The organism is Mangrovimonas sp. DI 80 (assembly GCF_001975575.1).
GTDB lineage: Bacteria > Bacteroidota > Bacteroidia > Flavobacteriales > Flavobacteriaceae > Mangrovimonas_A > Mangrovimonas_A xylaniphaga.
This window is the reverse complement of sequence record NZ_MSDT01000008.1, coordinates 130,924-155,542: the sequence shown is the minus strand read 5'-3', so window position 1 is coordinate 155,542 and position 24,619 is coordinate 130,924. Positions and strand designations below refer to the sequence as shown.

Below are 24,619 nucleotides of genomic sequence, written 5' to 3'. Positions count from 1 at the left end.
ATTGACGGAATTCATTAGAATGAATAACCAATTCTAAGTGCTCCACGGTGTTGCCAGTTGTCAACGTATTTATTGTCAATAAATCCTTGACCTTTAATCTCAATATTCCACGCTGTACCAATAATTGGCTCAACAATGAAGTTTCCAAACTTAAATTTGTAACCTAACTCAGGGCTAAAAAGTGATACGTAACTAAAGCGTCCGTCTACACCGTTTTCATCAAACCATACGGCTCCAAAGTTGAAATTATTGCCAATATAGAATCCTTTGGCGTTTTCTTTGTTGAAATATGTTTTACTTCCAAGCCAAAACGTGTATCCATTACCTGTAGCAGATCCAACAGGAGTAGAGTAGTCCATCATGCTGTAACCTAAAAATGCAGTTGCAGTTTTAATTGGTTTGTCCGAATCTTCATTGTTGGGAATGATTTCGAGTTCTACACCTACATTTTGAAAATCTTGTGTAAACATAAATTCTCCCGATAGATCAAATTGAAATTTCTTGTCTTTGTCTCCTTCTTCTTGGGAAAAACCTAGAGTAGAAACCAAAAGGGCAATTGCTAATGTCTTGAATGTTTTTTTCATAAAATTTGGGTTTATTGGTTAGTAAACAATTGGTTGATTTAATCCAGAAACTAGGATTAAAGGACGACGAAAATAGGTAAAATGATCTATAAAATTAACAAGAAATTACATGTTAACTTTAACTTGCATGATACTAGATTCTTAGAAGGTATAATGTTTTTTGTAAGAAAATAAAGAGAAATTGAATTCGTTATTCACTAATAATTTGGGCAGATATATTTACGTATCATATACTTTGTAATAGGCTTGAGTGTTTTGCCTGTTTTTGGATGTTTGCCTAGAGCTGTATAAAGCTCTAGATTCCCTTCTGAAGTTTTCCAATACCATACTTTTGCGCTACCGTCATTATTAAAAAAGGAAGTATTGCAATTTGCAGAATCTAATTTTTTAAAGTTTTCAATACGTTCCTCTTTATATAGCTTTAGTATGCCGTCTGTTAAAAGTTTGGTGTCAAAAGAGGCCTCAATGTAATGATCATTATCCCAAACCATCCAACGTTGTTTGTTAGAGGAAAGAGATTCGTAAGAATAGAAACCTATAATAAACAAGATTCCAATAATACTAGTTGTTAACAGTTTTTTCTGTTGAAGGAACTTGAAGTTATCGTTAGTGACTTTTGGTTTGGTTTCGCAAAGGGAATTATTAAATTCCGAATAATCACTATACCCGATATAGGAACATAGGCCGTTAATGACAGCAAGTTGGTTGATGGAAATATCGGCTTCTGAATTCTCTAGTTCCTGAGCTTCATTATAGTAATTCCTTAAGCTTTTTTCTCCAAAGGGGAATTGGCATTCATCTTCTAAATACAAGGATAATTCTTTTGAAATAGCAACCTTGGAAGGGCTTTTTGTGCCATTTACAATCATTTGCTCCTTAGCTTTTTCAAATGCCTGTACGATGAGTGTTTTATGCATTCTGGTTGGTTTTGGTGGCTTAAAATTAAGGAATATTGGTGGAAATTCAAGGGAAATGGATTTCCATAAATCTTCTAAGTAATTTCCTGAATCTTTCCAATACTTCCAATTTTCCAATCCTTCATTTGTATCAAAATTGATTAGTGCCTTATCGCAGAGGCTTGCGAAAATCAATTTTAGGGAAAGGGCAGCGCGATATGATATGAGAAGTAATCATAGAACGCTGTCTACATCCCATACTTCTCAATAGGGAAAAGACGTCTTCCCGAACGCTTAAATGATCCAAGATCAGGTCTTCTCAATAGGGTAGGCCTGGAATGAGATTCCTATTGTCAAATTTCAAAATTTAATACAAATGAAAAAAGCATACTTCATACTGTTTTTGGTAGTGTTGAACATTACAATGTCATGCACTCCGCAAAGTTTATCTGATCAGACTAATGTGCCTCAAGCTTGTTGTGATGAGGATGGGGAAATCTTACCTCAGTTGCCTCCTCCAGGTGGTGGTGATTAAATTAAGGGAAGGGGGCAGTAGCTCCCTTTTTTATTTTACAGGTTACGGATTTCCGTAAAATTCATTTAGCCATTCTTAATATGTTTATTGGCAATTAACCAATAACTAATCAATTATGATTTCAACTGAACTTAAAGGACATTTTTTGCGACTTTATCAAATGGCATTTTCAGATGATGACTTTAACATCTTGGAAATGCAGATGCTTTATAAGTTTGCCGAAGAAAGAGGTGTTACAAAAGAGCAGCTTAATGAAGTGCTTTTAAATCCTTCTCATGATACTCGGATTCCTGAAAGCCTTGAAGAAAAAGTAGAATATCTATATGACTTAGCCCTTATGATTTGGGTGGATGATGTAGTGACTATTGATGAAAAAAATGCACTCAAAAAATACTGTAAAAAGTTTGGGTTTATGGAGGAAAATATAGAAGAATTATCCGAGTTTCTCTTGGATAAAGCTAAAGTTAAACTGCCTAAAAAGGAATTAATTGATCAAATCTTAAGTTAATATGAGTGCATTGAAAAAATTATTTGCTTTAAAGCCGGAGAGCAGGGAAGTAAATTTAAAACCAATAGAGGATTCGGAAAATAAAAAGGATATTAAGTTAACTTTTTTTGAAAGTGGGTATGGTGCTTCAAAGCAATGTGAGGGGAATCATCTTGTGTTCAAAGCTTGTTTGGAAGATGTTTACATGGATTATAAAGGGAAATGTAGAGAGAATGAAAAGCTTCAGAAGGAATTAAAAGGGCCCTATTTAGATGAGAAGGGTAAACAGGAAATTGAACTTAAAAAAAGAAAAACGGCGCAAGCTTTAATAGAGGAGTCAATGCTTCAAAACGAAGCTAAAATAGAAGAGTATAAAGACGACATTGTAGAGGTAAGAAGGAATCCTGAAAAATATGGACTGGATGTAGACAAAAGACCCAAAGCTCAGTTTTATTTGGGACTAATAGTATTAATTCCTATAACTTTCTATTTGTTGGTTTTTTATATGTCGGCTTCTTTCTCGGCCTTTTTTAAAAATTTTGAAACGGCTGAACTATCAACTGCCATTTTTGATGGAAAAGCTTTGTCGAAAGCTATGGAAGGAGGTTGGTTGGAAGGAGTGTTTATTGCTACTATTCCTTTTGCTTTTATGGGGTTAGGATATTTGATACATATGTTTCAAAAGGATAAAAACTGGTTGTCATATCTCAAGATAACAACTCTATTCATTGTGACATTTATTTTCGACGCCATTTTAGCGTATCAAATAGAGAAGAAGATTTATGAAATAATGAAGACTCCTGATTCTCCTCCCTTTAATCTTAAAATTGCGTTTTCTTCAGCTGAATTTTGGGGTATCATATTTGCTGGTTTTGTGGTTTACATTATTTGGGGGCTGGTGTTTGACTTTATAATGAAAGAATATGAGAACTTTGATAAGATAAAGGTCTTCATACAAACCAAAAAGGATGACATTAAGAACTGTCTGCAAAATTTGCAAGAATTACAGGAAAAGTTAAATCCTATAAAGGAAGAAATAAGTTCGATTAATGCCAAAATTGAAGAGTTGCAGCGTACAATTGACGGCTTTATTTTCTCAAATAAGCACTATCTCACTTATCACGCAGAATATGTGAAAGGTTGGTTCCTTTCAATTACAGATAACTTTGATGGACTTAAACGCAGAGAAGAGCTGTTGACTAATTGCCTGGAAATTGAGAAGGCTCATTTAATCGCTCATGAAATTTCAGATGAGGATTTTGAAAGAAGATTGTATAAATTAACTAGATAACTATCATGATAAAAAAGATATTCTTAATTTCTCTTATTTTTCCCGTAATGCTATCCTGTAAGGAAGATAATTCTAAAGAGATTAGTGATGAAATGGCGGAAGTTGAAGTTTCAAATGAGTCTGTAACGCATAATATTTCAGCAGATAGACCTGATTTGAATATTAGTATTTTGATGGATTTATCCGATAGGATAGATCCTAAATTGCACCCAAATAGTACAATGGAGTATTATCAAAGGGATGTTGGTTATATTAAGTCTATTGTGGACAATTTTGAAAATCACTTGAGAAATAAGAGGAGCATCAAAATGAACGATTTCATTCAGCTTTATATTGATCCAGAACCTTCGGACAAAGAATTAAACTCGAAACTGAATGAACTCAAATTGGAGTTTGATAGACATAATGCGACCAAGGACTATATTTTAAGTGCTTCAGATTTATATGGTTCTATTAGCAATGATATTTATTTGAAGGCAATTGAGGATGATAATTACGTAGGTTCCGACATTTGGAGGTTTTTTAAAGGAAAGGTACATGACTATTGTATAAAACCCGATTTTAAAAATGTCCTAGTTATTTTAACGGATGGCTATATTTATCATGAAGACACGAAGATAAAGGATGGGAATTTATCTACTTACCTGACTCCAAAAGTTGTAAATGCTTCAAAATTAAACACCATTAAATGGAAGGAAATAATGGAAAAGGAACATTATGGGTATATTCCAGCAACAGATGGACTTCAGAATTTAAATGTCTTGGTTTTGGGTATAAATGCTAATAAACAAAATCCTTTTGAAGAAGATATAGTTAAGAAATATTGGTCGGACTGGTTAGGATCCATGGGAGTGGAAAATTATGAAATTAAAACAGCTGAATTACCCTCGAATATGGAATCTATTATTGAAAAATTTATTTTAAATTAGCAAATAGTTGTAAAAAAAGAGAGCTTTTTTAAAGCTCTCTTTTTTTAATAGAAAATATGCAGAAATACATTTTTTATACCAGTTTATTCATTTTTTTTATTTGTCCTAAACTTTTCTCCCAGAACATTACTGGACATGTTGTTGGAATTACGGATGGAGACACATTTAAACTCCTGACAAAGGATTCCTTATTGATTAAAGTTCGTTTGGCGAATGTAGATTGCCCAGAACGGAAACAACCTTTTTCTCAAAAAGCCAAACAATTTACATCCGATGCTGTTTTTGATCAATATATTACAATAGTAGAGCTTAAAAAGGACCGATATGGAAGATCTATTGCCAATGTATTCTATGGAGACTCATTGAACCTTGGTCATGAGTTGGTTAGAAATGGTTTGGCTTGGCATTATATAAAATACTCAAATGATCCTGTTCTTCAAGAATTGGAAGATAAGGCTAAGAATGATAAATTAGGGTTATGGCAGGATCCTACTTCAATTGCGCCCTGGGAATGGAGGAAGCGTAAAAGGGAATAAATTAATAGTATGACCTATCTAATTTTGGATAAATGTTTTCAGTGTATAATTTTCGGAGAAACTTTATAGGAAAAAGTTGTTGGATGAGAGAAATTACTACATATTGCGCCAAAAAATAAGTGTTAAGCTTTCCGAGGTAAATTTATTTTAATGTTCAAATTAAAATTGGATGGACATATCCTTGTTATAAACTATGATTACAAATAAATACTGGTATTCAATAATTATTTTTTGTTTAGTCCTAGGCACTACAATAGCTTACAATAATACCTCCAATTTGGAAAAATGGACGAGTCCAAATTTTATTAACCCAACGATTGATTTTTCATTTGACAAAAATGAAGTTTGCTCAGGTACATCAATATCTTTTGCATCTGATGTTAGTGGGAATGGGCCATTTGAGTATTTGTGGGATTTTGGAGATGGCCAAACTTCTATTCAAGCAAATCCAAAACATTCATTTCAAGCTTTGGGCTGTGACACTGCTACCTTAAAAGTTAAGCTAACCGTTACCGATTCAAAAGGTGATGTAAGTACTGTTTCTCATGATATAAAAGTAAAGCAAAAACCCAATATTAATTTTTCAGATTTAAACCAAAGTTATTCAGATCCTTTCGATAATTGTAATTCTGCAAGTCAGTCATATACAGTTAATGTGGGTAATGAATCACCATCCGCTAATTGTGTGTTGTCCTATGATATCAATTGGGGAGATGGTACTTCTGAAACTAATATTTCTTTTCCTCTGTCCCATACTTATACTCAATTAGGGGCTTTCGATATGGTGATTACGGCTTTTGGAGAAAATGGTTGTAATAATTCAAAGAAATATTTAGTGAAAAATTCTACAAACCCAATTGGAGCTATTGAAATTCCAGGAAATACGGTTAATTTATGTCTTCCTGTTGACCCGATTAATTTTGCGATTGGTTCTTGGGGAACCAATCCTCCTGATACAGTATATAATGTTGATTATGGTGATGGGGTAGTTGAGCAATATACACAGGATGATTTAGAGGCCTCATCTTATTATAATTCATCTAATCCAAGTGCATCCCAAAATTTTCCAATTCCTCATATTTACACTGAATCTAATTGTCCTAATAATGATTTTACAGTTTACTTGACGATTACAACATCTTGCGATCAATCTTTATTGACTGCAGGGCCAATAAAAATATTGAAAAAGCCTGAGGTTGATTTTGAGGTTGATGACATTGCTTGTGTGAATACACCTGTTCAATTTACTAATACCACAATTGATGGTTATAATCCAAATTGTACTACAAACGCTAACTTTTTTTGGGATTTTGGAGATGGTAGCACTTCAACAAGTCAAAGTCCATCACATATTTATACTGCTCCTGGGAATTATACTATTAGTCTATATGCTGAAAATTATTGTGGCACCACAGATCCCGTAACTCAAACTATATGTATAGAATCAGAAATAGAGCCGAGCTTTAGTTTAGACACAAATAATGGCTGTTCAGACCTAAATGTTGTAATATCCAATACAACTGATACCTCCCAAAGTTGCTCTACTATAGGGTATTTATGGACTGTAACTTACTCACCCGATTTTTGTGGAACGACTTCGGAATGGAGTTTTGTTAATGGGACTGACGAAACATCGATGAATCCTTCTATAACCTTTGAGGTAGCAGGTAGCTATAATCTTTCCCTTTCGGTTACTAACTCATGTGGGACAAATACGATTTCCGAAATTATTAGTGTGAAGCAACCGCCTACAGTATCTATCGAATCCATTCCAGATTATTGTGGTAGTGTTTTATTAGAGCCAACTGCAATAGTGAGTACTTGTACTCCTTTATCTGATACAGTAAGCTACAGTTGGAGTTTTCCAGGAGGAATACCTTCTAGTTCTGACCAATTGGATCCAGGAATAATTAATTATGAAGTAAATGGAGATTACGAAATTCAGTTTAGTGCTACTAACAGTTGTGGTACAGTTACAGTAACAGAGAATTTCTCTATCAATGAAACACCAACAATAACAAATTCCGAAACAACTCAAACGTTATGTTCTGGTACTGAATCTGAAATGATTAACCTAACATCGGAGAATATCAATACCATATATACTTGGACGTCTAACAGTCCAACAGGGTTAACGGGGTATCAGGCATCTGGAACTTCAGATGTCATCCCATCCCAGACATTAATAAATACGACAAATGCAGCAGTAACTTTGGTTTATACAGTGATTCCTCAGATAGGGGATTGTACTGGGGCTCCAGTAAATTTTGAAATTGTTGTGGAGCCAGCTCCTGTTATTGTAAATCAACCATTGTCAAATGCTGTCTGTCTTAGCGGAGAGGTTGATGATTTGTATGTGGATATTCAGGGAACTGGAACTGTAAGTTATCAATGGTTTGAAAATACAGTCAATGATACTTCCTCAGGAACCGCAATTGCGGGGGAGGCCTCTTCTACGTTTAGCCCTCCTACAAATGAAATTGGTTCTACATATTATTATGTTGTGATTTCTTTTTCGTCTGGAGGCTGCAGTGAGATAATTTCAGACACAGCATTAATAGAAGTCACAAATTCATCTGCTATAGATGCCCAGCCTTTAAGTACACAATCAATTTGTGTTGGAGGGCAATCGGAAGAGCTTGCTGTAAATGTTGTTGGGGGAACAGGCACCATTTCTTATCAATGGTATAACAGTATAACGAATAGCTCAACAGGGGGGACATTGATTGCAGGAGCCAACTCAGCCAACTATACACCTCCAACTTTCGTAAACACAGGAACATTTTATTATTATGTAGAGATTAGTGCTAGTGGCAGTGGATGTTCGGCATTGACAAGTGAAGTTGCGGAGATTGTTGTTGTAGATGATCCTGTGATAATTCAACAGCCCTTGGTTTTCCAAAGCTTATGTCAAAATGTTGAGCCAGAAGATTTAGAAGTTGCCATTTCTGATGGTTTAGGGAATGTATCATACCAATGGTATGTTAATACCGTAAATGATAATAGTGGAGGAACATTGATTGCTGGAGCAAACATGACAACATATACTCCAAGCGCAGATACGGTAGGAACATTTTATTATTATTGTGTGATTTCTCAAGACGTATCGGGTTGTGAGGTTACTAGTGATATTGCGGAAGTTGAGGTAAGTGCAGGTGCTCAATTTGAAATTCAACCTGTTTCTAGCGAGTTGTGTTTAGGGGAAACCACAAATGCACTGTCGGTGTCGTATACTAATGGTTCAGATATTGCAAACTACCAATGGTTTCAGAGCTCTGTAAATGAACCATATGACTGGGTTGAAATTTTAGGGGAGACTTCGGCTTCTTATATGCCAGATGTAAGTGTTGTAGGGACTTCATATTATTACTGTATCATTACATTTAATACAGGAGGATGTTCGGAAATCGCTTCTGACGTAGCTGAAATCGTAGTCAATGAAACACCAAATGTTAGCGATGAGAGTTTAATTATTTGTAGTGGTAATAGCTTCGAATATATTCCAAATAATCTTAGTGGAGACATTGTTCCCTTAAATACAATGTATTCTTGGGGTACACCTCAAGTTAACCCGATAGGGAGTATCACAGGAGCGACCTCCCAGTTAACACCGATAGCATCTATTTCGCAGTTTTTGGAAAATACTACTACTAATCCTGCTATTGTCACTTATGTAGTGACTCCAATTTCAGGGGATTGTATGGGAGAAAATTTTGAGGTTATTGTAACTGTGAATCCATCAATATCAATTGTTTCCAATTTAACTGATAATAGCTGTTATCAATCTAACGATGGATCAATTGAAATCACAGTGGTAGGTGGTGTTCCTTTTCAAACAGGAGCTCCATATCAGATTACTTGGTCAGGACCAAATGGATTTTTCAGTAATGATGAAGATATTTTTGGCTTAGAACAAGGGACCTATCTTTTAACTATAGAGGATAATGGAGGCTGTCCGTTTACAGAATCATTTATAATTACTGAACCAGAAGAATTAGACTTTAATGGTTTTGATTTTGATCCAAATACAATTTCATGTTACCAAGCCAATGATGGTGAGATTGGAGTAAATGTAGTTGGAGGAACCCAACCTTATACTATTAATTGGACAAAGGATGGTGTGCCATTTTCATCAGATGAGGATTTAATGGATCTGGGACCAGGAAATTATGAGGTGTCCGTTACAGATGCCAATAGTTGTGGTCCTATTGAACAAAGTTTTATGGTTGAGGAACCTGATCCCCTTGAAATTACTTTGGAAAGGAAAACAGATGTGCTTTGTTATGGGGATAATACTGGAGGAATTTTTATTAATGTTTCAGGGGGAAGACCCGAATATTCTTATGCATGGACAGGTCCCAATGGGTTTGTGAGTACGGATGAAAATATTGAAGGTTTATTTGCAGGAATCTATAATTTAAATATCACTGATATTTCAGGATGTATAGATACCTTGGAGGTAGAGATAATTCAGAATGAGGCGATTGATATTTCTATAACCACTACTGAAATTGAATGCTATGGAGACAATAATGCGTCTATAGTAATTGAAAATATTACAGGAGGTATACCTCCTTATGATATTGCTTGGAGCAATTTTGGTTTAGGTAATAGTCAGTACAATTTATCTGCGGGAACATATATTATCACAATTACAGATGCAGTGAGCTGTGAAAAACAATTCCCTGTAGTGATAGAGGAAGCTCCAATTTTCTTAATAGAACCAATGGTTACTCAAATGTCCTGTGCAGGCGAAAATGATGCTAGTATTGTTCTGAATTTTCAAGGCGGGATAGATCCAGTCACTGTAGTTTGGGATGATGATTCAACTGTAGGTGTAGAAAGAAATAATTTGGCTCCAGGAACTTATACAGTTACAATTACGGATGGAACACCCTGTGTGATACAAGATAGTTTTACAATTTATAATATTGATCCCCTGTTAATTTCAGCGAACATTGTTGATGCTTTGGACTGTGATGATACCAATAGTGGGGCCATTAATTTATTGATTCAAGGAGGGACACCACCGTATAGTGTTGTTTGGTCTAATGGAGTTTTAAGCGAGGATTTAATCAATATTCCTCCTAACACTTATTTTGTAGAAGTCACCGATGCAAATGGTTGTGAAATACAAGGCGAATGGAGTGTCAATAGATTTGATCCATTAGTTTTAAATGTGGAGACGGAATCTGAGGTTGATTGTGAGGAACATTCGGTTAGCCAAACTTTTTCCGCTGTTGCCTCAGGAGGGGTACCCCCATTTCAATACAACTGGTCAAGTGGTATTGTTAGTGGGAATAATGGTGAATTTATGACAACAGAAGAGAATGGTTTGGTAATGTTGGAAGTGGTGGATAGTTATGGTTGTATTGCTAATTATAGTTTAAATGTAGATATACCTGTTCTTGGAGAGCCCGATTTCACAACAAGCTCTTTTGGATATTTAAATTATGGAGTATTTGCAATACAAGATCCTATTCAATTTACAAATACTGCAACGGGAGATTTCGTTAGTGTTTTATGGGATTTTGGTGATGGCAATTTTTCTTCAGAAATAAATCCTATCCACACTTATGTTGAGGTTGGAAATTATGTAGTTGTGCAGACTGTAACCTATCCATTTGGCTGTGTCTATACAAATATAGTGACCCTTATCGTGGAGAAAGGGTACAAGTTAGAAATGCCAGATGCCTTTACTCCTAATGATGATGGGTTGAATGATTTCTTTGGGCCTGTTTATAGGGGGCTTCACGGTTTTGAACTTAAGGTTTATGACACTTGGGGCAGTGTTGTTTATTCGGAAACAGGAGATGATATCAGGGGATGGGATGGTAAAGTAAAAGATGAAGAAGCCGAAAATGGCAATTATTATTATACCATTTCAGCTAAAACGTTTTATGGAGATGAGATTGTGAAACAGAATGCCTTTGTATTTATAAAATAATAGACCCTATAATGAAATCAAAACAGTTAATTTTAATATTATTCATTTTAGTGGGGTATAAGGTACAGGCACAAGATCCCATATTTACACAATCTTTTTTTATCCAGGAAACTGTTAATCCAGGATTTATTGGCTTTGAGGATAGTGGAAGGACGTATTCAGGAATTTTACATCGAACCCAATGGCCAAATTTGGGATTGAAAATTAACAGCCAGTACTTTTTTTGGAATAAGTCCTTTGATTATGACACGGCTTTTGGATTTGGAATCAGTGCTCTACGACAACATGAATCCTTTACAAATTACAGTCATAATCAAATTAATGCTAGTTATGCCCATAAGGTAAATTTGGATGGAGGTTGGTATTTTAGGCCAGCTATAGAAGTAGGTATGGGGTTTAAGGATTTTCAATTTAATACACTCACTTTAGCAGATCAAATAAATTTGGATACAGGTGTAAATAATTCAAGCTCTGTGGATCCTTTGGCGTTAAACAATGACAATGTATTTTTTTTGGATATATCATCAGGATTTGTTTTTGAGAAAGAAGAACGAAACGGAGTAGCTTATTGGTTCGGAATTTCTGCAAAACATCTTAACCGTCCAAACATATCGTTTGTCCAAGGAGAAAATTTAAAATTGGATATTTTTTACTCCTTAAATGCAAACTACCGCTTCCCCTTTTTGTTGGATAAAAGTATCATGATGGTAGTTAATTATATGCAACAGGGAAAATACAATAGGTTGGATATTGGTCCTTTATTTCAAGTTAACGACTTTTTACTTGGGGTCACAGCGGTAACCAATCCAGCGAAGAACGGTGCCAATAGTCATATATTGACTTCGGTCAACAGTTTTTTAGGGCTTGAATATTCGGATTTTAGATTTGGATTTTCTTATGACTTTAATACTTCCAGTATTGGAAACACCAATGGTGTTTATGAGCTTTCAGTGACCTATCTTTCTAGATGCCGAAGCTGTAATATTGATAGAAGTAGAAAGAGGTAGAAATTTACTAGAGGTCGATTTAATGAAATGAACTTCAAAAGTCATCAAATACGGATTTCCGTAAAGAAGATTGGTGTGTACAAGTTAGTTTTACTGTCAAATATTAAGCTAAACTAACATTATACTTTATGAAAACAATCAGCATTTCATTATTACTAATTCTTACATTTTCATTAACTGCCTTTTCTCAAGATATCCTTGTAAAGCATGATGGGAGTGAATTGAAGACTAAAGTTAAAGAAATATCAGAAACAACTATTTCATATTTGTTGTTCGATATGCAGGATGGACCTATAAGGACGATTGATAAAACCGATGTTTTTATGATTTTATACGAGAATGGCACAAGGGAAACAATTACCATAAAAAATGAATTGGCTATGCCTTCTGAAAAGGTTGAAACTTCAAGAGGAGGCAATGAATACGACGGTAAGTATTTCATGCTTGGTGTTGGCTACGGAAATAGTTATGGAGGGTCAGGGGTTAGAGCCCAATTTAGAACTGGAGGTATAGTTGGTTTTGGAGCTCATATTGGAGCAGGGTATTTTCCTGAAGCGCCCGTTTTGGCCTCTGCAGGTTTAAAGTTCTTTTATTATAAAGGGTTGTATCTAAACACCCAATTTGGGCTTGTGGGCTGGAAAGATGATTATTATGATTACTATAGCTCTTCAAACAAAGAATTGACTTATGGGCCTTCAGCCCTATTAGGAGCGGATTTCGCATGGGGTAAAAAGGTTGGATTTGGTTTCAATGTTGGAGCAGGAACAACCTATGTCATTAATGGATATGGGACAGAATTTGATGTAGCTTTGGATTTAGGCTTTGTTGTTAGATTATAAAAAAGGAGGATATGAAAAACATTAATAAGCTGAACATTCAATTTTACAAGTGCTTTTTTACAATACTATTTGTCATGGGAGTCAACTTATACTCTTTCGGACAAGATGTTATTGTAAAGCTTGATGGCGAAGAAATCGAGTCAAAGGTGTTGGAAATTACTCCAGAATCGATCAAATATAAGTTGTTCGATTTTCAGGATGGTCCATTGAGAAATATTAGTAAGGAACAGGTAGCTTTGATCATATATGAAAATGGAACTAGAGAAAATTTTTCAAAGATAGAGGTCTCTAATGAACTGAAAAATATTTCTCTAGAGGAAACAAAAGCTTTTATAGTAGAATACATAAATAAGTATGGGTATGAAGAAGATACTTTTAAAAGGCCATATAAGGCCACTTTTGAGGGAAATTATCTTAGATTGGTTGTCCTGAGACGAAATGGAGTGGACCCTGTTAACGATGGGTTGCTATACGATTTTTCCAATGTGTATAAGTTTCAAAGGGTATCCAAGCGTTCAGATAAATTAGCTTTTATTAATATTTTCGTTTCCATTTTGAAGAATGATCGAAAAGATAAATGGGATAAGCATAAATTAGTTATGCGGGTAAGTGGTATACCTGAAGCCGAGTCAATAGTAAATGCATTGAAACATTTAAATTCATTGCTTCTGGAAAAGGACGCTGTTGATGCTAAGTTTTAATTCTGGTTTTGCAAATGAATTTTTTTAAAAAAGATTAATTGAAAACATTATTACTTTTATTTTTTGTCCCTTTTTTATGCTTTGCACAAAATACCATTTCTGGAGAGGTGGTTTCAGTAACTGATGGAGACACCTTCAAATTATTGACAAAAGACTCGACAATTGTCAAAGTTCGCCTAGCCAATATCGATTGTCCAGAGAGAAAACAACCTTTTTCTCAAAAGGCAAAGCAATTTACATCCGATGCCATTTTTGGTAAATACATTACGATAGAAGAGCTTAAAAGGGATAGATATGGAAGATCTATTGCAAATGTATTTTATGGAGATTCATTAAATCTTAGCCATGAGTTGGTAAGAAATGGTTTGGCTTGGCACTATGTGAAATACTCCAATGAACCTATTCTTCAAGAATTGGAAGATAAAGCAAAGAATGATAAAATAGGGTTATGGCAAGATGCTGCTTCCATAGCTCCTTCGGAATGGAGGAAACGGAAAAGGAAGTAAAACAAAAATATCGAGAGCTTTTGACCCTCGATATTTTTAAACTTTACACACTCAGTGAGATACTACCTTCTGTCATAATCAACTTTTCTTATCTCTTAACATAACCCTTATTGATTGAACAGCTTTTTCTGCTTTACTTGTCATAGTAGAACTTGTTTTTAAACTAGCATCATTTGTAATTACAGTAACTTCATCACCCATAAGCTTTAATTGAAATGCCTCTGAATGAACCATTTGTTGTCCATCTTTTAGTGTATGAGCAGAAGAAATGGTATCTGTCTTTACAGAAACTACATCTTTGTAAAAGAACTCGTTAGTTGATTCATTAATGTATGTGTTTTTAAGCCAATTGTAATCACATTTATAACTACATAAATAGTTTTCTGTAAACATAAATAGCTGGACTGTCCAAGCCGTAAATCTGTTGAAACCGTCTTTACCTTCTTTTGCTAATATATCGTTCTGGTCAAAACCATTTACATACCAATATATTGGCCCCACTACTAACATTGATTCAGCAACTAAATCTTCTTTAGAAATTCCTAATTTATTAAATGGTCTGTCTTTTATAATTGCTTGTATATCTTCATCGAGCCAATTATCAAGCTGTGATTCTGTAGGTAACGTGTTTTTTCTTGAATAATTATAAAAAATAAAAGCAGGTACACCAGCAAATATTATTAATCCAACAAGTATTCCAAAACTGAAATTTCCGCTTAATAATGCGAATAGACCAAAAAGCGCAAATATTGCCATAATTCCAGCGAGTATTAACATTCCAATAGATGTTTCTGAATAATAAAACCAGTTTTTAATTTGTTCTCTTTTGTTCATTTTTATAATATTTGATTGGTTATTATTTTATTAAATATTTCATTTTTCGGTATTTCAATAATATTTTTTAAGTATTCTAAATCGTCATTTTCTAAATTAAATTCTTTTACTTTTAGAAGTAAAAAATTATAATTAGGTTCAGGCAAAAGCATTCCATTTTCCTGAAAAAAATCATAATTAATAATAGCTGCTAAAAAATAGAATTTTGAAGTTTCGTTTAATTCAATTGCAGTATTTAAATAATTTTTTATTTTTTTTATTATACTAAAAGGTAACGATTTTATTCGTTTTCCATTTGTTAAGGACAAAGCACAATAATAATAAGCATCTGCATTTATTGGATTATTTTCAATTTCTTTTTCAAGTAGTTTAGTTGCAATTGGATAATTTTTTAAATTCAAATGCAGTAATGCACAATTAAAAGTGTCTTTTGATAATTCTGTGCTACTCAAATATTGTTTCGATAATATTGAGTTTAGTTTAAATGGACTTGTTTCTTTGGATATAACATTTATGTTATCACAAAAATCACATTTCATAGCGTTTGGTGATAACGATGCTCCACAGGATGAACAAGAAAGTATTTTTATTTTGCTCATTTTATTTCATTCCCATTCTTTTCATTAAATCATCTATAGCTTCTTTCCACTCCTGCGTACCTACTTTAGAAGCACATTCTATTATAACTTTCATTTGTTCGTTTTCATCAAGACTTGATAAAATACTTTGAATTTCTTTTGTTTTATCTTCCATATTTATTTTTTTTCACTTATAGATTTTATGTTTGTCGCAACTCCATATAAAATTATTTCGATGGTTAAGATTGTTATGAAACCAATTAGATAATAGTTGTCTTTATATTCCTCTTCACTTAAAACAGCTAATACAACTGAAACTAAACCTAAAATAGGAAGTATGAATGACAAACTTATTTTATATCCATCACTCATTGTTTGATTCATTGAAAGTAGATAAAGTAGCAGTGTGTTTATAAATAATACTACATCTACAGAAATCCAATTGAAAGAAAGGTAGTTTGAAAGCAATAAACCAATAATTGTATTAGTAATAATTAATAAAGTACCTAGTAATAATATAATTTTAGTCATATCTAAATTTTTGGAGGTGGTGGAGGTGTGCTTTTAAATAGTTTAGACAACTCAACTACTTCAGTTATTAATGTCCAATCTTCTAAACTGCTTTCCCAAACCAATGATTGTTTATTTATTTTACCTGCATTAATTAATTGATTTAACTGAACAATATTGTATGGTCCAGATTGTTCATTGTTAATCAATACATAATACAAAGTAGGTGGAAATGGAGGATTGTTTTTTGTGTTAAGGTTACCTGAAATATTTCCCATTTGACTACCAACACCAGCTCCCAAACCTAACCCTAAACCTGCACCCATTAAATCCCCTGCAACGCCACCTTCATTTTTTGCAGCGTTATCTAAAATATCTAAACTTCTATCCATTTGATAAAGTTCCTTACCTGTAATTTTTACTTTTGCAGTAAGATCTTTTGCCTCTTTGAGTTTAACAACACTAGGGTCGTCAAGAGGGACATTTATGGACATAAAATAAAAATTAACAATTTCTAATCCGTATTTTTTGAATTCATCAGTTATTTTTTCTTGACAAAAAGTTGATAGTTCATCTAAAAAGAGGTTTATTTCAAGAATAGAAATATTTTCTTTGATTAATTTTTTTGAAATCAAACTTGTTAACGCAGAAATTATTTTTCCTTTAAAGTATTCTTGAATTTTACTGGCAGAAAATGAAGATAAATTTCCAATCAAACTTTCTAGAAATGTTCTTGGATGAGAAACTTTAAAACCATATTGTCCAAAAGCCCTAACAGGAATAATAATTCCATATTTTGGGTCTTCTAATAATATGGGAGTTATTGTTCCCCATTTGTTGTCCAATTTGGTTAGCAAGTTAACATACCAAATTTCTGCTTGGAAAGGAGAGTTTCCTCCAAAAGGTAAATTGATAATTTTATTAAGCAACGGAATATTTTCGGTCTTAACTGTATGAGTTCCAGTTTCAAATTCGTCTAATACTTTACCTCCCTTTATGAAAAAAGCGTGCTGAACAGGATTAACAACAACTTGAGTTCCAATCTTTAAATCATTGGAAGGGAATTTCCAAACAAACTCATTTTCCTCTGCTTGGTATTTAACTACATCAATTAATGCCATAATTTGTGAATGAATTTTTTATTCAATTTCTAGTTTTATCCATTTGTGGGTTCCTTGTGTAATTGTTTAAATCTAAAATTGGTCTAGTAAGGAAATTGTTGAATTGCGTAAAATTCTGAGTCTGTCATGTTGTAAAAATGGAAAAACAACATCTTGAATTGTGAGTAGATCATAGGTTGGATTTTTTGGTTGGTGGTCTAAAATAATAAAAAATGCTTACAAACAGATGATGTTTTCCGTAATACTACAGTTAGCTTTTTGAAAGTAAACCTTAGGTGTATTATTTAAAATTTTTGAATTGTTTTAAGTGGTCCCTAAAAAAAATTAACTAAATAGTGTGTAGGCAATTATAATAACCCCAAAAAGGTTTATAGTGAAATCGGAGATAAATATTTTTTTTAGATTTTTTTGCTTTAAGATAAAGATGGAGCTAACGATTCTAGATAGCCAAAAAGTGAAAAGAAATAGAAAAAAATACAATGAAAATCCATTGATTAGGTTTTTAAAATTTAACCTAATAATAGATTTAAAATCTCTTGTTAAACCACATGTTTTACAAAGCACGTTATAATGCTCTTTATAATAGCAAACTATATGCTGTTGGCTAAAGAATAAATAGGCTAGGCCTAAAAAAAATATTAGAATAAAAGTAACATTTATAATGAGGTAAGTTCTTTGGTTATTCAATTTTTAAAGAATTACTGATACCGTTCACGTAAACTTCTATAACGTTTAATTTATAGGCCAAATCTGCTCCCTTAAAACCAGTGATGTCCTTTAGTTTTACGTTTTTATTATAGAAGGTTAAATAACCTTCACTTAAAGGCAGATAAGTCCAATGCCATTTTTCCATATTGTAACCTTTTCTTCCATTTGTTTTAGAAGTATATACTTGGTGGAAACCGTAAGTATGAGCATGGTTTATGAGCCAATTATATTCTTTTTCTCCTCTTCCAGTTTCAAAGTAAGAATTGTTAAGGTTGTTCAAATCAACATCAGTACCCCAATGATGTCTAGAAGTGGAGGGCATTGAACTATATTCTAATATTTTAAGTGCTCTATCTATTGAATCTAAACTACTGTATTTTTCCCACTTTCGCTCCCAAATAGCTTTTTGTTCGTAAAAGTTTCTTGTGCCAGAAATTATTTTCAAATCAATGTTGTCGGCCTTTGCATGGTTATACATGTTAATAAATGCCTCATAAACCTCTTTTTTTATATAGAGAGTTTTAGAAGAATGGACGTCACTTACTTTAGTGAAAGTACTGTCTTTTTTGTAGTTGAATTTGCCTAGCAAAAAATCAGTACCGTAAATATATTCTATTGGTTTTTGTTTTTTTTCTTCTTCCATGGTCTTAGAAGGAACAGAAACATCAGCAATGATGTTTCTGTTTTCGGCAACTGGCTTTTCTTCTTTACATGAGTAAATTAGTATAAAAAGTATAAATAATTTCTTCATTTTATTTTAATCATATGTTTGAGTAAAGCAACATCCGTGTATCCAACCAATATTCCCTGAAGGTGTTTTTATTTTATACCAATAAGCAGAAATTTTCTCTCCTTTTATTTCGACTTCCGTTTCTTCGTTAGAACGCATCCCTAAGTATTCAACTTCAGTATTAATCTCTAGGTTTTCAATTTTTTCAGCTGTTAGAGAAGGAGAAACTCTTGCACGTAAATTATCAACAGTTATTGTGATACTCATTAATGGATCTATTTCATTCTTTTTTGTTTCCACTGGTGGCTCAATAACTTTCTCTGTTGTATTAGGTTTTTGGTCAATTTCATTCATTTTTTTTATGAATTCCTCATCTGTTTCTTTCATTTCTTGAATGAATTTTTTATCAATTTCATCCTGCTCTTTCATCAATTCATCAACTTCTTTTTTAAACTGTTCAGATCTTTTTTCTAAGTCTTTTTGTAATTGCTCAGTACTCTTATCTAAATCATTTTTGAAATCTTCAATTGCGTCTTGCATTCTTATTTTTTGCCAATATGCTATTGAACAGCTGAGAAGAGAAGTTAATAATGCTGCAATTATTAAACCTTTAGGATAGTTGTTTTTAGAAGCTAAAATAAATGTAATTAAAGAAACGATGAGTCCTATTACTCCAATGAGAATTGCGTAAACTCCAAAGCAAGGGATAAAAGAAACTACTAATGCTAAAATTCCTAGAACTAATCCTGTAATTGCTAATCCATTTGTTAGTGACTCATTTTTTTTCTCCAGAGTATTTTTTGTTTTCATAAATGGTTGTTTTTAATGTTAGTTTATTAATAATTTTATAATTGGTATAAACAAACTATCTTGCTTATCACCATAAAATTTATCATGTATGTTTTTTGAGAAGTTGGGTGTCGGTACATACGTATGGTATGAAAAAACACTTTGAACAGGGTGCTGTGGTACATTGGTTGGTTGGGTTGGTCCGCCAAAAGTAATAAAAAAATACTTACATTTTGTTGCGGTTTTCCGTAAGATTTTTTAGAGATGAAAAAATGCTTTCCAAGTTATTTATTTTTAATCGTTTGGAGTTTTTCTTATTTGTCCAATGAAAAGTTTGTGGAGAAGTTACGTACAAATGAAATTTTTTGTAAAAACTATATTTTGCCAATTCTATCCTAGAAAATGGTGTCATTTGTAACCAAAACAACTATCGTTGCAACGTTTGAAAGCCCATTTTGCAACGGTTCAGATTGGATGAGCAACGATCGTTGCAACGTTTAGAATAGTGTATTTTGATAATCAGAGATGGGGGTTTACTAAAAAATAAGATTTACACTTTTAAGGGTGGAGTCATTATAGTTCCATATCGCTTCCATTTTCCTGTCTTTTGAGAATGTATGGCAAAGTAACTTCTTCATAAAATTTACGATATGGACCTGATAAAGCGGCTTTCCAGTTTTGGTGTTGTTCTTCTGTAAATTGAGGTATCCAGAATCTGTCGGGAATCGGGGGAGTTGATTCTTTAACTTTGCCCATTTTGATATCTCCCCAAATTATACCTTCGCCATCTTTATAGGATAGCTTCTTAATGACTTTACCGTAACCATCAACAATCTTTGCTTCTCCCAAAAAATACATGGTAGAATTTATTGGTTCGTCTTCCCAGGTATAGTTTTCGCTTACTTTCCCTACATGATTTGCATGTACTACGGGAACCCCAAGCAGAGTTGCGAAATCGGCAGGGGCATTTTGCAATAGGGCAAGGTGATTTTCATCAACTGATTGTTCGGGATCTTCAAACGCTGGCCAGCAAGAGCCTCCAATAACAAGATCTACCTTATCCAACATTCTTTTGGCTGTATCAGTGCGGAGATATTCCCAACATAAAGACACCCCAATAGTTCCAATTTCAGTCTCAAAAACGCCATCATCATCTCCTCCTGAGTAAAAACAATTTTCATGGTAGGTTGGGTAATCTTTATTGTGTACAAAATATTGACCGTCGGGGAAGACAAGTACAAAACTATTATGGATTTCTTCTCCATGAAAGGCTAGAAAAGATCCTCCAATAATTCCATTATATTCTTTTGAGAGCGACTTGAGAAGTTTTAATGATTTTCCTTCAAAAGGTTCTATGTCCTCCACTACCTTTTTATTGTAAGGAAAACCAAACCCAGGGGAGGTGAAAAACTCAGGGATAAGTACAAGGTCTGCGTCATTTTCAAAGGCTTTTCGTATGTACTTTTCGGCATTGGCAAGGTTGGCATCAAATTGCCCCACCTTAACATTAAGTTGGATTGCAGCGACCCGAATATTCTTTTTATTGCTACAACTCATTGTTAGTATTAATAGCATTGACATAAAAAGGCTAAGGCTCATACTTTTTAATCGTCTATTCATTTTAGTTGGTTTTTATCTGCTTTATAATTAGATCGGAAAGAGTTATCTCTTACAATATAAGTAATATCGAAAAAACATCTAAAGGAAATTAATCCCATCATATAATGAGTATGCATTTTCTAAGTCATGTTTTTACGTCAATCTTGTATGAAAATGACTTTGTTTTTTTAGGGAAGTAGGGAGTCGGTTGAATAGGTCTCTCTAGGTTAATAAAAAAAGCCAAATCATTACTTGGCTTTTGGAGATATAATAGAAGTTTTTCTAAGAAAGAGCTTAAGAATTAAATCAATTTTTCAACCAAGGAGAAGGAAGCTTATAAACGATCTCTTGGGGTTCCATATAGTACGGTTTTTTTCCATCTGGTGAGTAAGAGGCATTTTTGATGGGTGGTACCTTCCTTTAAAGGGGTACAGGTAAAGCTAGATTTTTTGTCCTGCTATTTTTTTTAAAGTTTTGACTAGTTCAGAATATTATCCAAATGCCACTGTTGTCCTTTTCGTTTATCTACTATCGAAATGTTTATTTCAGGTCTGTTATTCTTAATATATTTAAGTTCTTTCTTATAATAACTTTTTTCGTTTAGTCCTAATTCAATGAAATCCAAAGATGGAGCATTAAGTAGAGAAGATATATCCATAAGTGGATAATTATAGTGGCTAATATTTAGTTGTTTGTGAATACTAATTTTTCTTAATGTTTTCAACTTCGAAAAATCACCAGATATGTATTTTATTTTAGAACCATTTAAATGTAATTCCTCAAGGGAATCCAATTCGGCAATCTTTGATGATAATGTTTCTGTAAAGTACAGACTAAGTTTCTTGAGTTTTTTCAGATTTACAATTGAGTCATCAATTTGTGTGGCATCTATTTCCAACGATTCTAAATTTGGTAGTTCGTAAATCTCTTCAATGTTATTACGATGGTATTTTGGTGAAATCTTTAATGACCTTAAGTTTATTAAGTTGGAAAATCCTTTAGGGATACTTTTTGGACCATAACCACATGTGAACTCAGATAAATGAGTTAGGTTTCCAAATTTTGTTGGTAAAGAGTCTATTCCCCCAAGATATAAATATTCCAAATTTCTAAGTTTGTCAATCTCTTCAGGAAGTCCAATATTGGAAAGAGATGGATTAATTATTAGGAATTTTAGTTTTTTTAGCTCTAATATTTCTTCAGGAAAAGACTCAAGCTTGCAATCATAATATATCGTTAGGTGTTCTATATTTCTATGATATTTGAGAAAAGGTAATTGATTGTTGTTTCGAACAATAAGCTTTTTTATATTAAATTTTTCAATGTATAATTCGGCCTCTTTTTTTAATGTGCTTTTTGGATGTTTAACTAAAAACTCTTCTAAATACTCAATTTTATTTGTTTCCAAAGCAAATTCAAATTCTTCCTTTTCGGTGTTTATTGCTTCATTTACTCTTTTTACCTCATTATTTTTTAAGGAAGCCTTATTTTGAGCAAGTTTGGACTCTATTTTAGATATTTCTTTGTTGAACACTTCGTTTTGAATTTTAGAATGCAATTCAAGACTTGTATTTTGCTCATTTTTTAAAGATGTTTTTTTACCTGTAATTTTTTCGTTTCTAATGTTATCAGCATATTTCAGCATTTCATCAACCATGTAATCTGCGGCTTTATACTCAAAAAATGCTTGAAGTGATTTTTCTGCCATGTCAAATTCTTTCAATTCGAAATAACATTTTACTTTAAGATATTCTAGGACTGCATTCGATCTTCCTAAATTACTTTCAATTGTTGCTACAGTTTTGATAGCATCATTATATCTTTTATTTTGATAATGCTCTGTAGCCGTATAAAAAAGTTCTTTTGGGCTTTGAGGATATAGTTTGGTATTTAGGAAGAATAAAAGTAGTATGGCTATGATTAAAGTTCTTAACGTTTTCATTATGTTTCTTAAGGATTAATTGTTTTCAATATGTAACCTTGTTCACTGTATATCGTTCTAAATATCTGGACTGTTATAAGGATATCGAATTTCATATTAACGAAGTCATCATTGTATTTACCACTCATATGATCTTCATACTTGTACAGTTTTCGATGATTAATATTACTCTGGCTATATAAAAAATTATGGTTGTTCAGATAGTAGCTTTTAAAATCGTTTTTCCTTGAATCATTTTGAACAAATTTGTAAATGCTTATTAATTCATTGTAAATTGTATTAGTTTCAAAAAACTCAGGATTCGATTTGGTTATTGTTGAGCGGTTGACAGAAGCTAAACTGTGATCAGTTAAACGTAGTGCAAGTTCTTCGAAATATAGCTTTATGGTTTCAGATCCATCCTGGCTTTTGTCCCATAAGCTGTGAAGTGAGGTTGATCCAACATTTGTTCTACGATGTGGCACCTCGTTATATATCCTAAACACACCATTAGCGTCACTCTCTGATATAGTGAATCCAGATTCCTCTAATAATGTGTTTATTGAATTGTATTTTGATATTATTGCACTGAAATTTTTATACCATATCGTATTGTTATGACTTAATAGGTTTTCAAAATCATTGGTGTTTGTTTCAGGAGGAAATAATCCCATTATTACCCAGTTGGAAAAATCAGTAGAAGAAATGTAGAAACAGAAGTATTCAAACCTGTTCAAATCGTACATAGTATTGTTAATCTTGACTTCCCCAGTTTTGTTATAATCTCCAATCACCCAAAAATCTTCATTGGTATGTTTAGGAGCCATATTTAATGTAATAATTTTATTCTCAGGTTTTATTAGATAAAATTCGGTTATGGGCTTACACAGGGCTCGGTTACTTTCAATATTGGTTGGTTTTAACCATTCGTCGTACCTTTTAAGTACATCATTATAGGTGTCTTCGAACAAGGGAATAATTGGCAGTCCCATAGATTTTTGGTAGGAAATATATTTGGTGTGTGCTCTTCCCATCAATTCTCTAGCTTCTTTTAATTTTTTAATGGCTAGATTAATCTGGGTTTCATCTTTGTTAGCTATTGCACTATTAATAAGCCTAAAATATTCATCCTCCAAATCCCGTGCAGTATTATAATCAATATTAATGGCATTATAATGCTCCTTTTGTTGGGTTAAGGCATCAACTTCTTTTTTAAGCTCTTCACTAGTTTTAGTTTGACCTTCGTAATAGACAGTATTGCTTTGTCCCCAAGTGCCAAAGGTCATAAGTGAAACCATAAAGCTGATTGTAAATTTCATTGAATGAAAGGTTTTAATCAAACTTATTCTTCTAATGTGTGCTAACATATGTTTGAATGCTATTGAGTTTAATTTTGATATAGGTGCTATGAATGTTTTGTTTTGGCTGAAGTGAACAGTTTTTGCAGGCATGGTATGCGAAAAATGTATGGTGTTCTGTAGTGCATTGTGGGTTTGGTTGGAGTCACTAATGTAATAAAAAAGCTTACAAAATTTTGAGACTTTTCATAAAGTCTTTTGAATATCCAAAGA

At 33.1% G+C, this 24,619-nt stretch carries 21 protein-coding genes; 9 read left to right on the top strand and 12 right to left on the bottom strand.

The window, feature by feature from the left end:
- Positions 1-14: 14 nt before the first annotated feature.
- Both BKM32_RS15255 and BKM32_RS15250 read right to left on the bottom strand, forming a co-directional pair.
- Positions 15-584 (bottom strand): hypothetical protein, encoded by a 570-nt coding sequence (locus tag BKM32_RS15255; protein ID WP_076664925.1) that lies wholly within the window; start codon positions 582-584, stop codon positions 15-17.
- Positions 585-781: 197 nt separating this feature from the next.
- Entirely contained in the window at positions 782-1,501 is a 720-nt protein-coding gene (locus BKM32_RS15250; RefSeq protein ID WP_123812141.1) for a hypothetical protein, read from the bottom strand.
- Positions 1,502-2,130: 629 nt separating this feature from the next.
- On the opposite strand from BKM32_RS15250, the gene BKM32_RS15245 reads away from it, so the two are divergent.
- The 9 genes from BKM32_RS15245 (at position 2,131) to BKM32_RS15205 (ending at position 14,258) form a co-directional block, all read left to right on the top strand.
- A complete protein-coding gene (locus BKM32_RS15245) occupies positions 2,131-2,523 on the top strand; it encodes a hypothetical protein (RefSeq protein WP_076664919.1) in 393 nt (130 codons plus the stop codon).
- Between the two features lies 1 nt (position 2,524).
- Entirely contained in the window at positions 2,525-3,793 is a 1,269-nt protein-coding gene (locus BKM32_RS15240; protein WP_076664917.1) for a hypothetical protein, read from the top strand.
- 5 nt (positions 3,794-3,798) lie between these two features.
- Positions 3,799-4,722, top strand: coding sequence for a hypothetical protein (locus BKM32_RS15235; RefSeq protein ID WP_123812139.1), 924 nt, complete (start codon positions 3,799-3,801; stop codon positions 4,720-4,722).
- A gap of 56 nt (positions 4,723-4,778) precedes the next feature.
- The gene (locus BKM32_RS15230) at positions 4,779-5,258 is read left to right on the top strand and encodes a thermonuclease family protein (protein ID WP_076664912.1); all 480 of its coding nucleotides are present in this window, start codon (positions 4,779-4,781) and stop codon (positions 5,256-5,258) included.
- 193 nt (positions 5,259-5,451) lie between these two features.
- Positions 5,452-11,205: a PKD domain-containing protein gene (locus BKM32_RS15225; RefSeq protein WP_076664910.1), complete on the top strand. Its 5,754-nt coding sequence runs from the start codon at positions 5,452-5,454 to the stop codon at positions 11,203-11,205.
- 11 nt (positions 11,206-11,216) lie between these two features.
- Positions 11,217-12,212 carry a PorP/SprF family type IX secretion system membrane protein gene (locus BKM32_RS15220; RefSeq protein ID WP_076664908.1) on the top strand — a complete coding sequence of 332 codons (996 nt, stop codon included), beginning with the start codon at positions 11,217-11,219 and terminating at the stop codon, positions 12,210-12,212.
- Positions 12,213-12,340: 128 nt separating this feature from the next.
- Positions 12,341-13,051: a hypothetical protein gene (locus BKM32_RS15215; protein WP_076664905.1), complete on the top strand. Its 711-nt coding sequence runs from the start codon at positions 12,341-12,343 to the stop codon at positions 13,049-13,051.
- An 11-nt stretch (positions 13,052-13,062) separates the two neighbouring features.
- On the top strand, positions 13,063-13,752 hold the full coding sequence (locus BKM32_RS15210) for a hypothetical protein (protein WP_171971885.1): 690 nt from the start codon (positions 13,063-13,065) through the stop codon (positions 13,750-13,752).
- A gap of 38 nt (positions 13,753-13,790) precedes the next feature.
- Positions 13,791-14,258: a thermonuclease family protein gene (locus BKM32_RS15205; protein WP_076664900.1), complete on the top strand. Its 468-nt coding sequence runs from the start codon at positions 13,791-13,793 to the stop codon at positions 14,256-14,258.
- 78 nt (positions 14,259-14,336) lie between these two features.
- On the opposite strand, the gene BKM32_RS15200 is transcribed toward BKM32_RS15205, so the two are convergent.
- From BKM32_RS15200 to BKM32_RS15160, 10 genes are all read right to left on the bottom strand, one after another.
- Positions 14,337-15,092 carry a phage holin family protein gene (locus BKM32_RS15200; RefSeq protein ID WP_076664897.1) on the bottom strand — a complete coding sequence of 252 codons (756 nt, stop codon included), beginning with the start codon at positions 15,090-15,092 and terminating at the stop codon, positions 14,337-14,339.
- 2 nt (positions 15,093-15,094) lie between these two features.
- On the bottom strand, positions 15,095-15,691 hold the full coding sequence (locus BKM32_RS15195) for a hypothetical protein (protein ID WP_123812138.1): 597 nt from the start codon (positions 15,689-15,691) through the stop codon (positions 15,095-15,097).
- Between the two features lies 1 nt (position 15,692).
- Positions 15,693-15,845, bottom strand: a complete 153-nt coding sequence (locus tag BKM32_RS16525; protein WP_171971884.1) for a hypothetical protein — start codon at positions 15,843-15,845, stop codon at positions 15,693-15,695.
- Positions 15,846-15,847: 2 nt separating this feature from the next.
- Positions 15,848-16,201, bottom strand: a complete 354-nt coding sequence (locus BKM32_RS15190; protein ID WP_076664893.1) for a hypothetical protein — start codon at positions 16,199-16,201, stop codon at positions 15,848-15,850.
- 2 nt (positions 16,202-16,203) lie between these two features.
- Positions 16,204-17,301, bottom strand: coding sequence for an SPFH domain-containing protein (locus BKM32_RS15185; RefSeq protein ID WP_076664891.1), 1,098 nt, complete (start codon positions 17,299-17,301; stop codon positions 16,204-16,206).
- A gap of 679 nt (positions 17,302-17,980) precedes the next feature.
- Positions 17,981-18,760 carry a M15 family metallopeptidase gene (locus BKM32_RS15180; RefSeq protein ID WP_076664889.1) on the bottom strand — a complete coding sequence of 260 codons (780 nt, stop codon included), beginning with the start codon at positions 18,758-18,760 and terminating at the stop codon, positions 17,981-17,983.
- Positions 18,761-18,766: 6 nt separating this feature from the next.
- Positions 18,767-19,549 carry an SH3 domain-containing protein gene (locus tag BKM32_RS15175; RefSeq protein ID WP_076664886.1) on the bottom strand — a complete coding sequence of 261 codons (783 nt, stop codon included), beginning with the start codon at positions 19,547-19,549 and terminating at the stop codon, positions 18,767-18,769.
- Between the two features lie 552 nt (positions 19,550-20,101).
- Positions 20,102-21,085, bottom strand: a complete 984-nt coding sequence (locus BKM32_RS15170; RefSeq protein WP_076664884.1) for a carbon-nitrogen hydrolase family protein — start codon at positions 21,083-21,085, stop codon at positions 20,102-20,104.
- Between the two features lie 520 nt (positions 21,086-21,605).
- Positions 21,606-23,069, bottom strand: coding sequence for a CDC27 family protein (locus BKM32_RS15165; RefSeq protein ID WP_076664882.1), 1,464 nt, complete (start codon positions 23,067-23,069; stop codon positions 21,606-21,608).
- A gap of 8 nt (positions 23,070-23,077) precedes the next feature.
- Complete coding sequence (locus BKM32_RS15160; RefSeq protein WP_123812137.1) at positions 23,078-24,367, bottom strand: hypothetical protein; 1,290 nt, start codon at positions 24,365-24,367, stop codon at positions 23,078-23,080.
- Positions 24,368-24,619: the final 252 nt, after the last annotated feature.

Bases quoted from the DNA above. Each gene is read 5' to 3' on its own strand.
- BKM32_RS15185 (WP_076664891.1), bottom strand. From the start codon at position 17,301: ATGGCATTAATTGATGTAGTTAAATACCAAGCAGAGGAAAATGAGTTT.
- BKM32_RS15225 (WP_076664910.1), top strand. From the start codon at position 5,452: ATGATTACAAATAAATACTGGTATTCAATAATTATTTTTTGTTTAGTC.
- BKM32_RS15180 (WP_076664889.1), bottom strand. From the start codon at position 18,760: ATGAAGAAATTATTTATACTTTTTATACTAATTTACTCATGTAAAGAA.
- BKM32_RS15235 (WP_123812139.1), top strand. From the start codon at position 3,799: ATGATAAAAAAGATATTCTTAATTTCTCTTATTTTTCCCGTAATGCTA.
- BKM32_RS15175 (WP_076664886.1), bottom strand. From the start codon at position 19,549: ATGAAAACAAAAAATACTCTGGAGAAAAAAAATGAGTCACTAACAAAT.
- BKM32_RS15200 (WP_076664897.1), bottom strand. From the start codon at position 15,092: ATGAACAAAAGAGAACAAATTAAAAACTGGTTTTATTATTCAGAAACA.
- BKM32_RS15195 (WP_123812138.1), bottom strand. From the start codon at position 15,691: ATGAGCAAAATAAAAATACTTTCTTGTTCATCCTGTGGAGCATCGTTA.
- BKM32_RS15220 (WP_076664908.1), top strand. From the start codon at position 11,217: ATGAAATCAAAACAGTTAATTTTAATATTATTCATTTTAGTGGGGTAT.
- BKM32_RS15240 (WP_076664917.1), top strand. From the start codon at position 2,525: ATGAGTGCATTGAAAAAATTATTTGCTTTAAAGCCGGAGAGCAGGGAA.
- BKM32_RS15190 (WP_076664893.1), bottom strand. From the start codon at position 16,201: ATGACTAAAATTATATTATTACTAGGTACTTTATTAATTATTACTAAT.
- BKM32_RS15230 (WP_076664912.1), top strand. From the start codon at position 4,779: ATGCAGAAATACATTTTTTATACCAGTTTATTCATTTTTTTTATTTGT.
- BKM32_RS16525 (WP_171971884.1), bottom strand. From the start codon at position 15,845: ATGGAAGATAAAACAAAAGAAATTCAAAGTATTTTATCAAGTCTTGAT.
- BKM32_RS15165 (WP_076664882.1), bottom strand. From the start codon at position 23,069: ATGAAAACGTTAAGAACTTTAATCATAGCCATACTACTTTTATTCTTC.
- BKM32_RS15170 (WP_076664884.1), bottom strand. From the start codon at position 21,085: ATGAGTTGTAGCAATAAAAAGAATATTCGGGTCGCTGCAATCCAACTT.
- BKM32_RS15250 (WP_123812141.1), bottom strand. From the start codon at position 1,501: ATGCATAAAACACTCATCGTACAGGCATTTGAAAAAGCTAAGGAGCAA.
- BKM32_RS15245 (WP_076664919.1), top strand. From the start codon at position 2,131: ATGATTTCAACTGAACTTAAAGGACATTTTTTGCGACTTTATCAAATG.
- BKM32_RS15255 (WP_076664925.1), bottom strand. From the start codon at position 584: ATGAAAAAAACATTCAAGACATTAGCAATTGCCCTTTTGGTTTCTACT.
- BKM32_RS15215 (WP_076664905.1), top strand. From the start codon at position 12,341: ATGAAAACAATCAGCATTTCATTATTACTAATTCTTACATTTTCATTA.
- BKM32_RS15210 (WP_171971885.1), top strand. From the start codon at position 13,063: ATGAAAAACATTAATAAGCTGAACATTCAATTTTACAAGTGCTTTTTT.
- BKM32_RS15160 (WP_123812137.1), bottom strand. From the start codon at position 24,367: ATGAAATTTACAATCAGCTTTATGGTTTCACTTATGACCTTTGGCACT.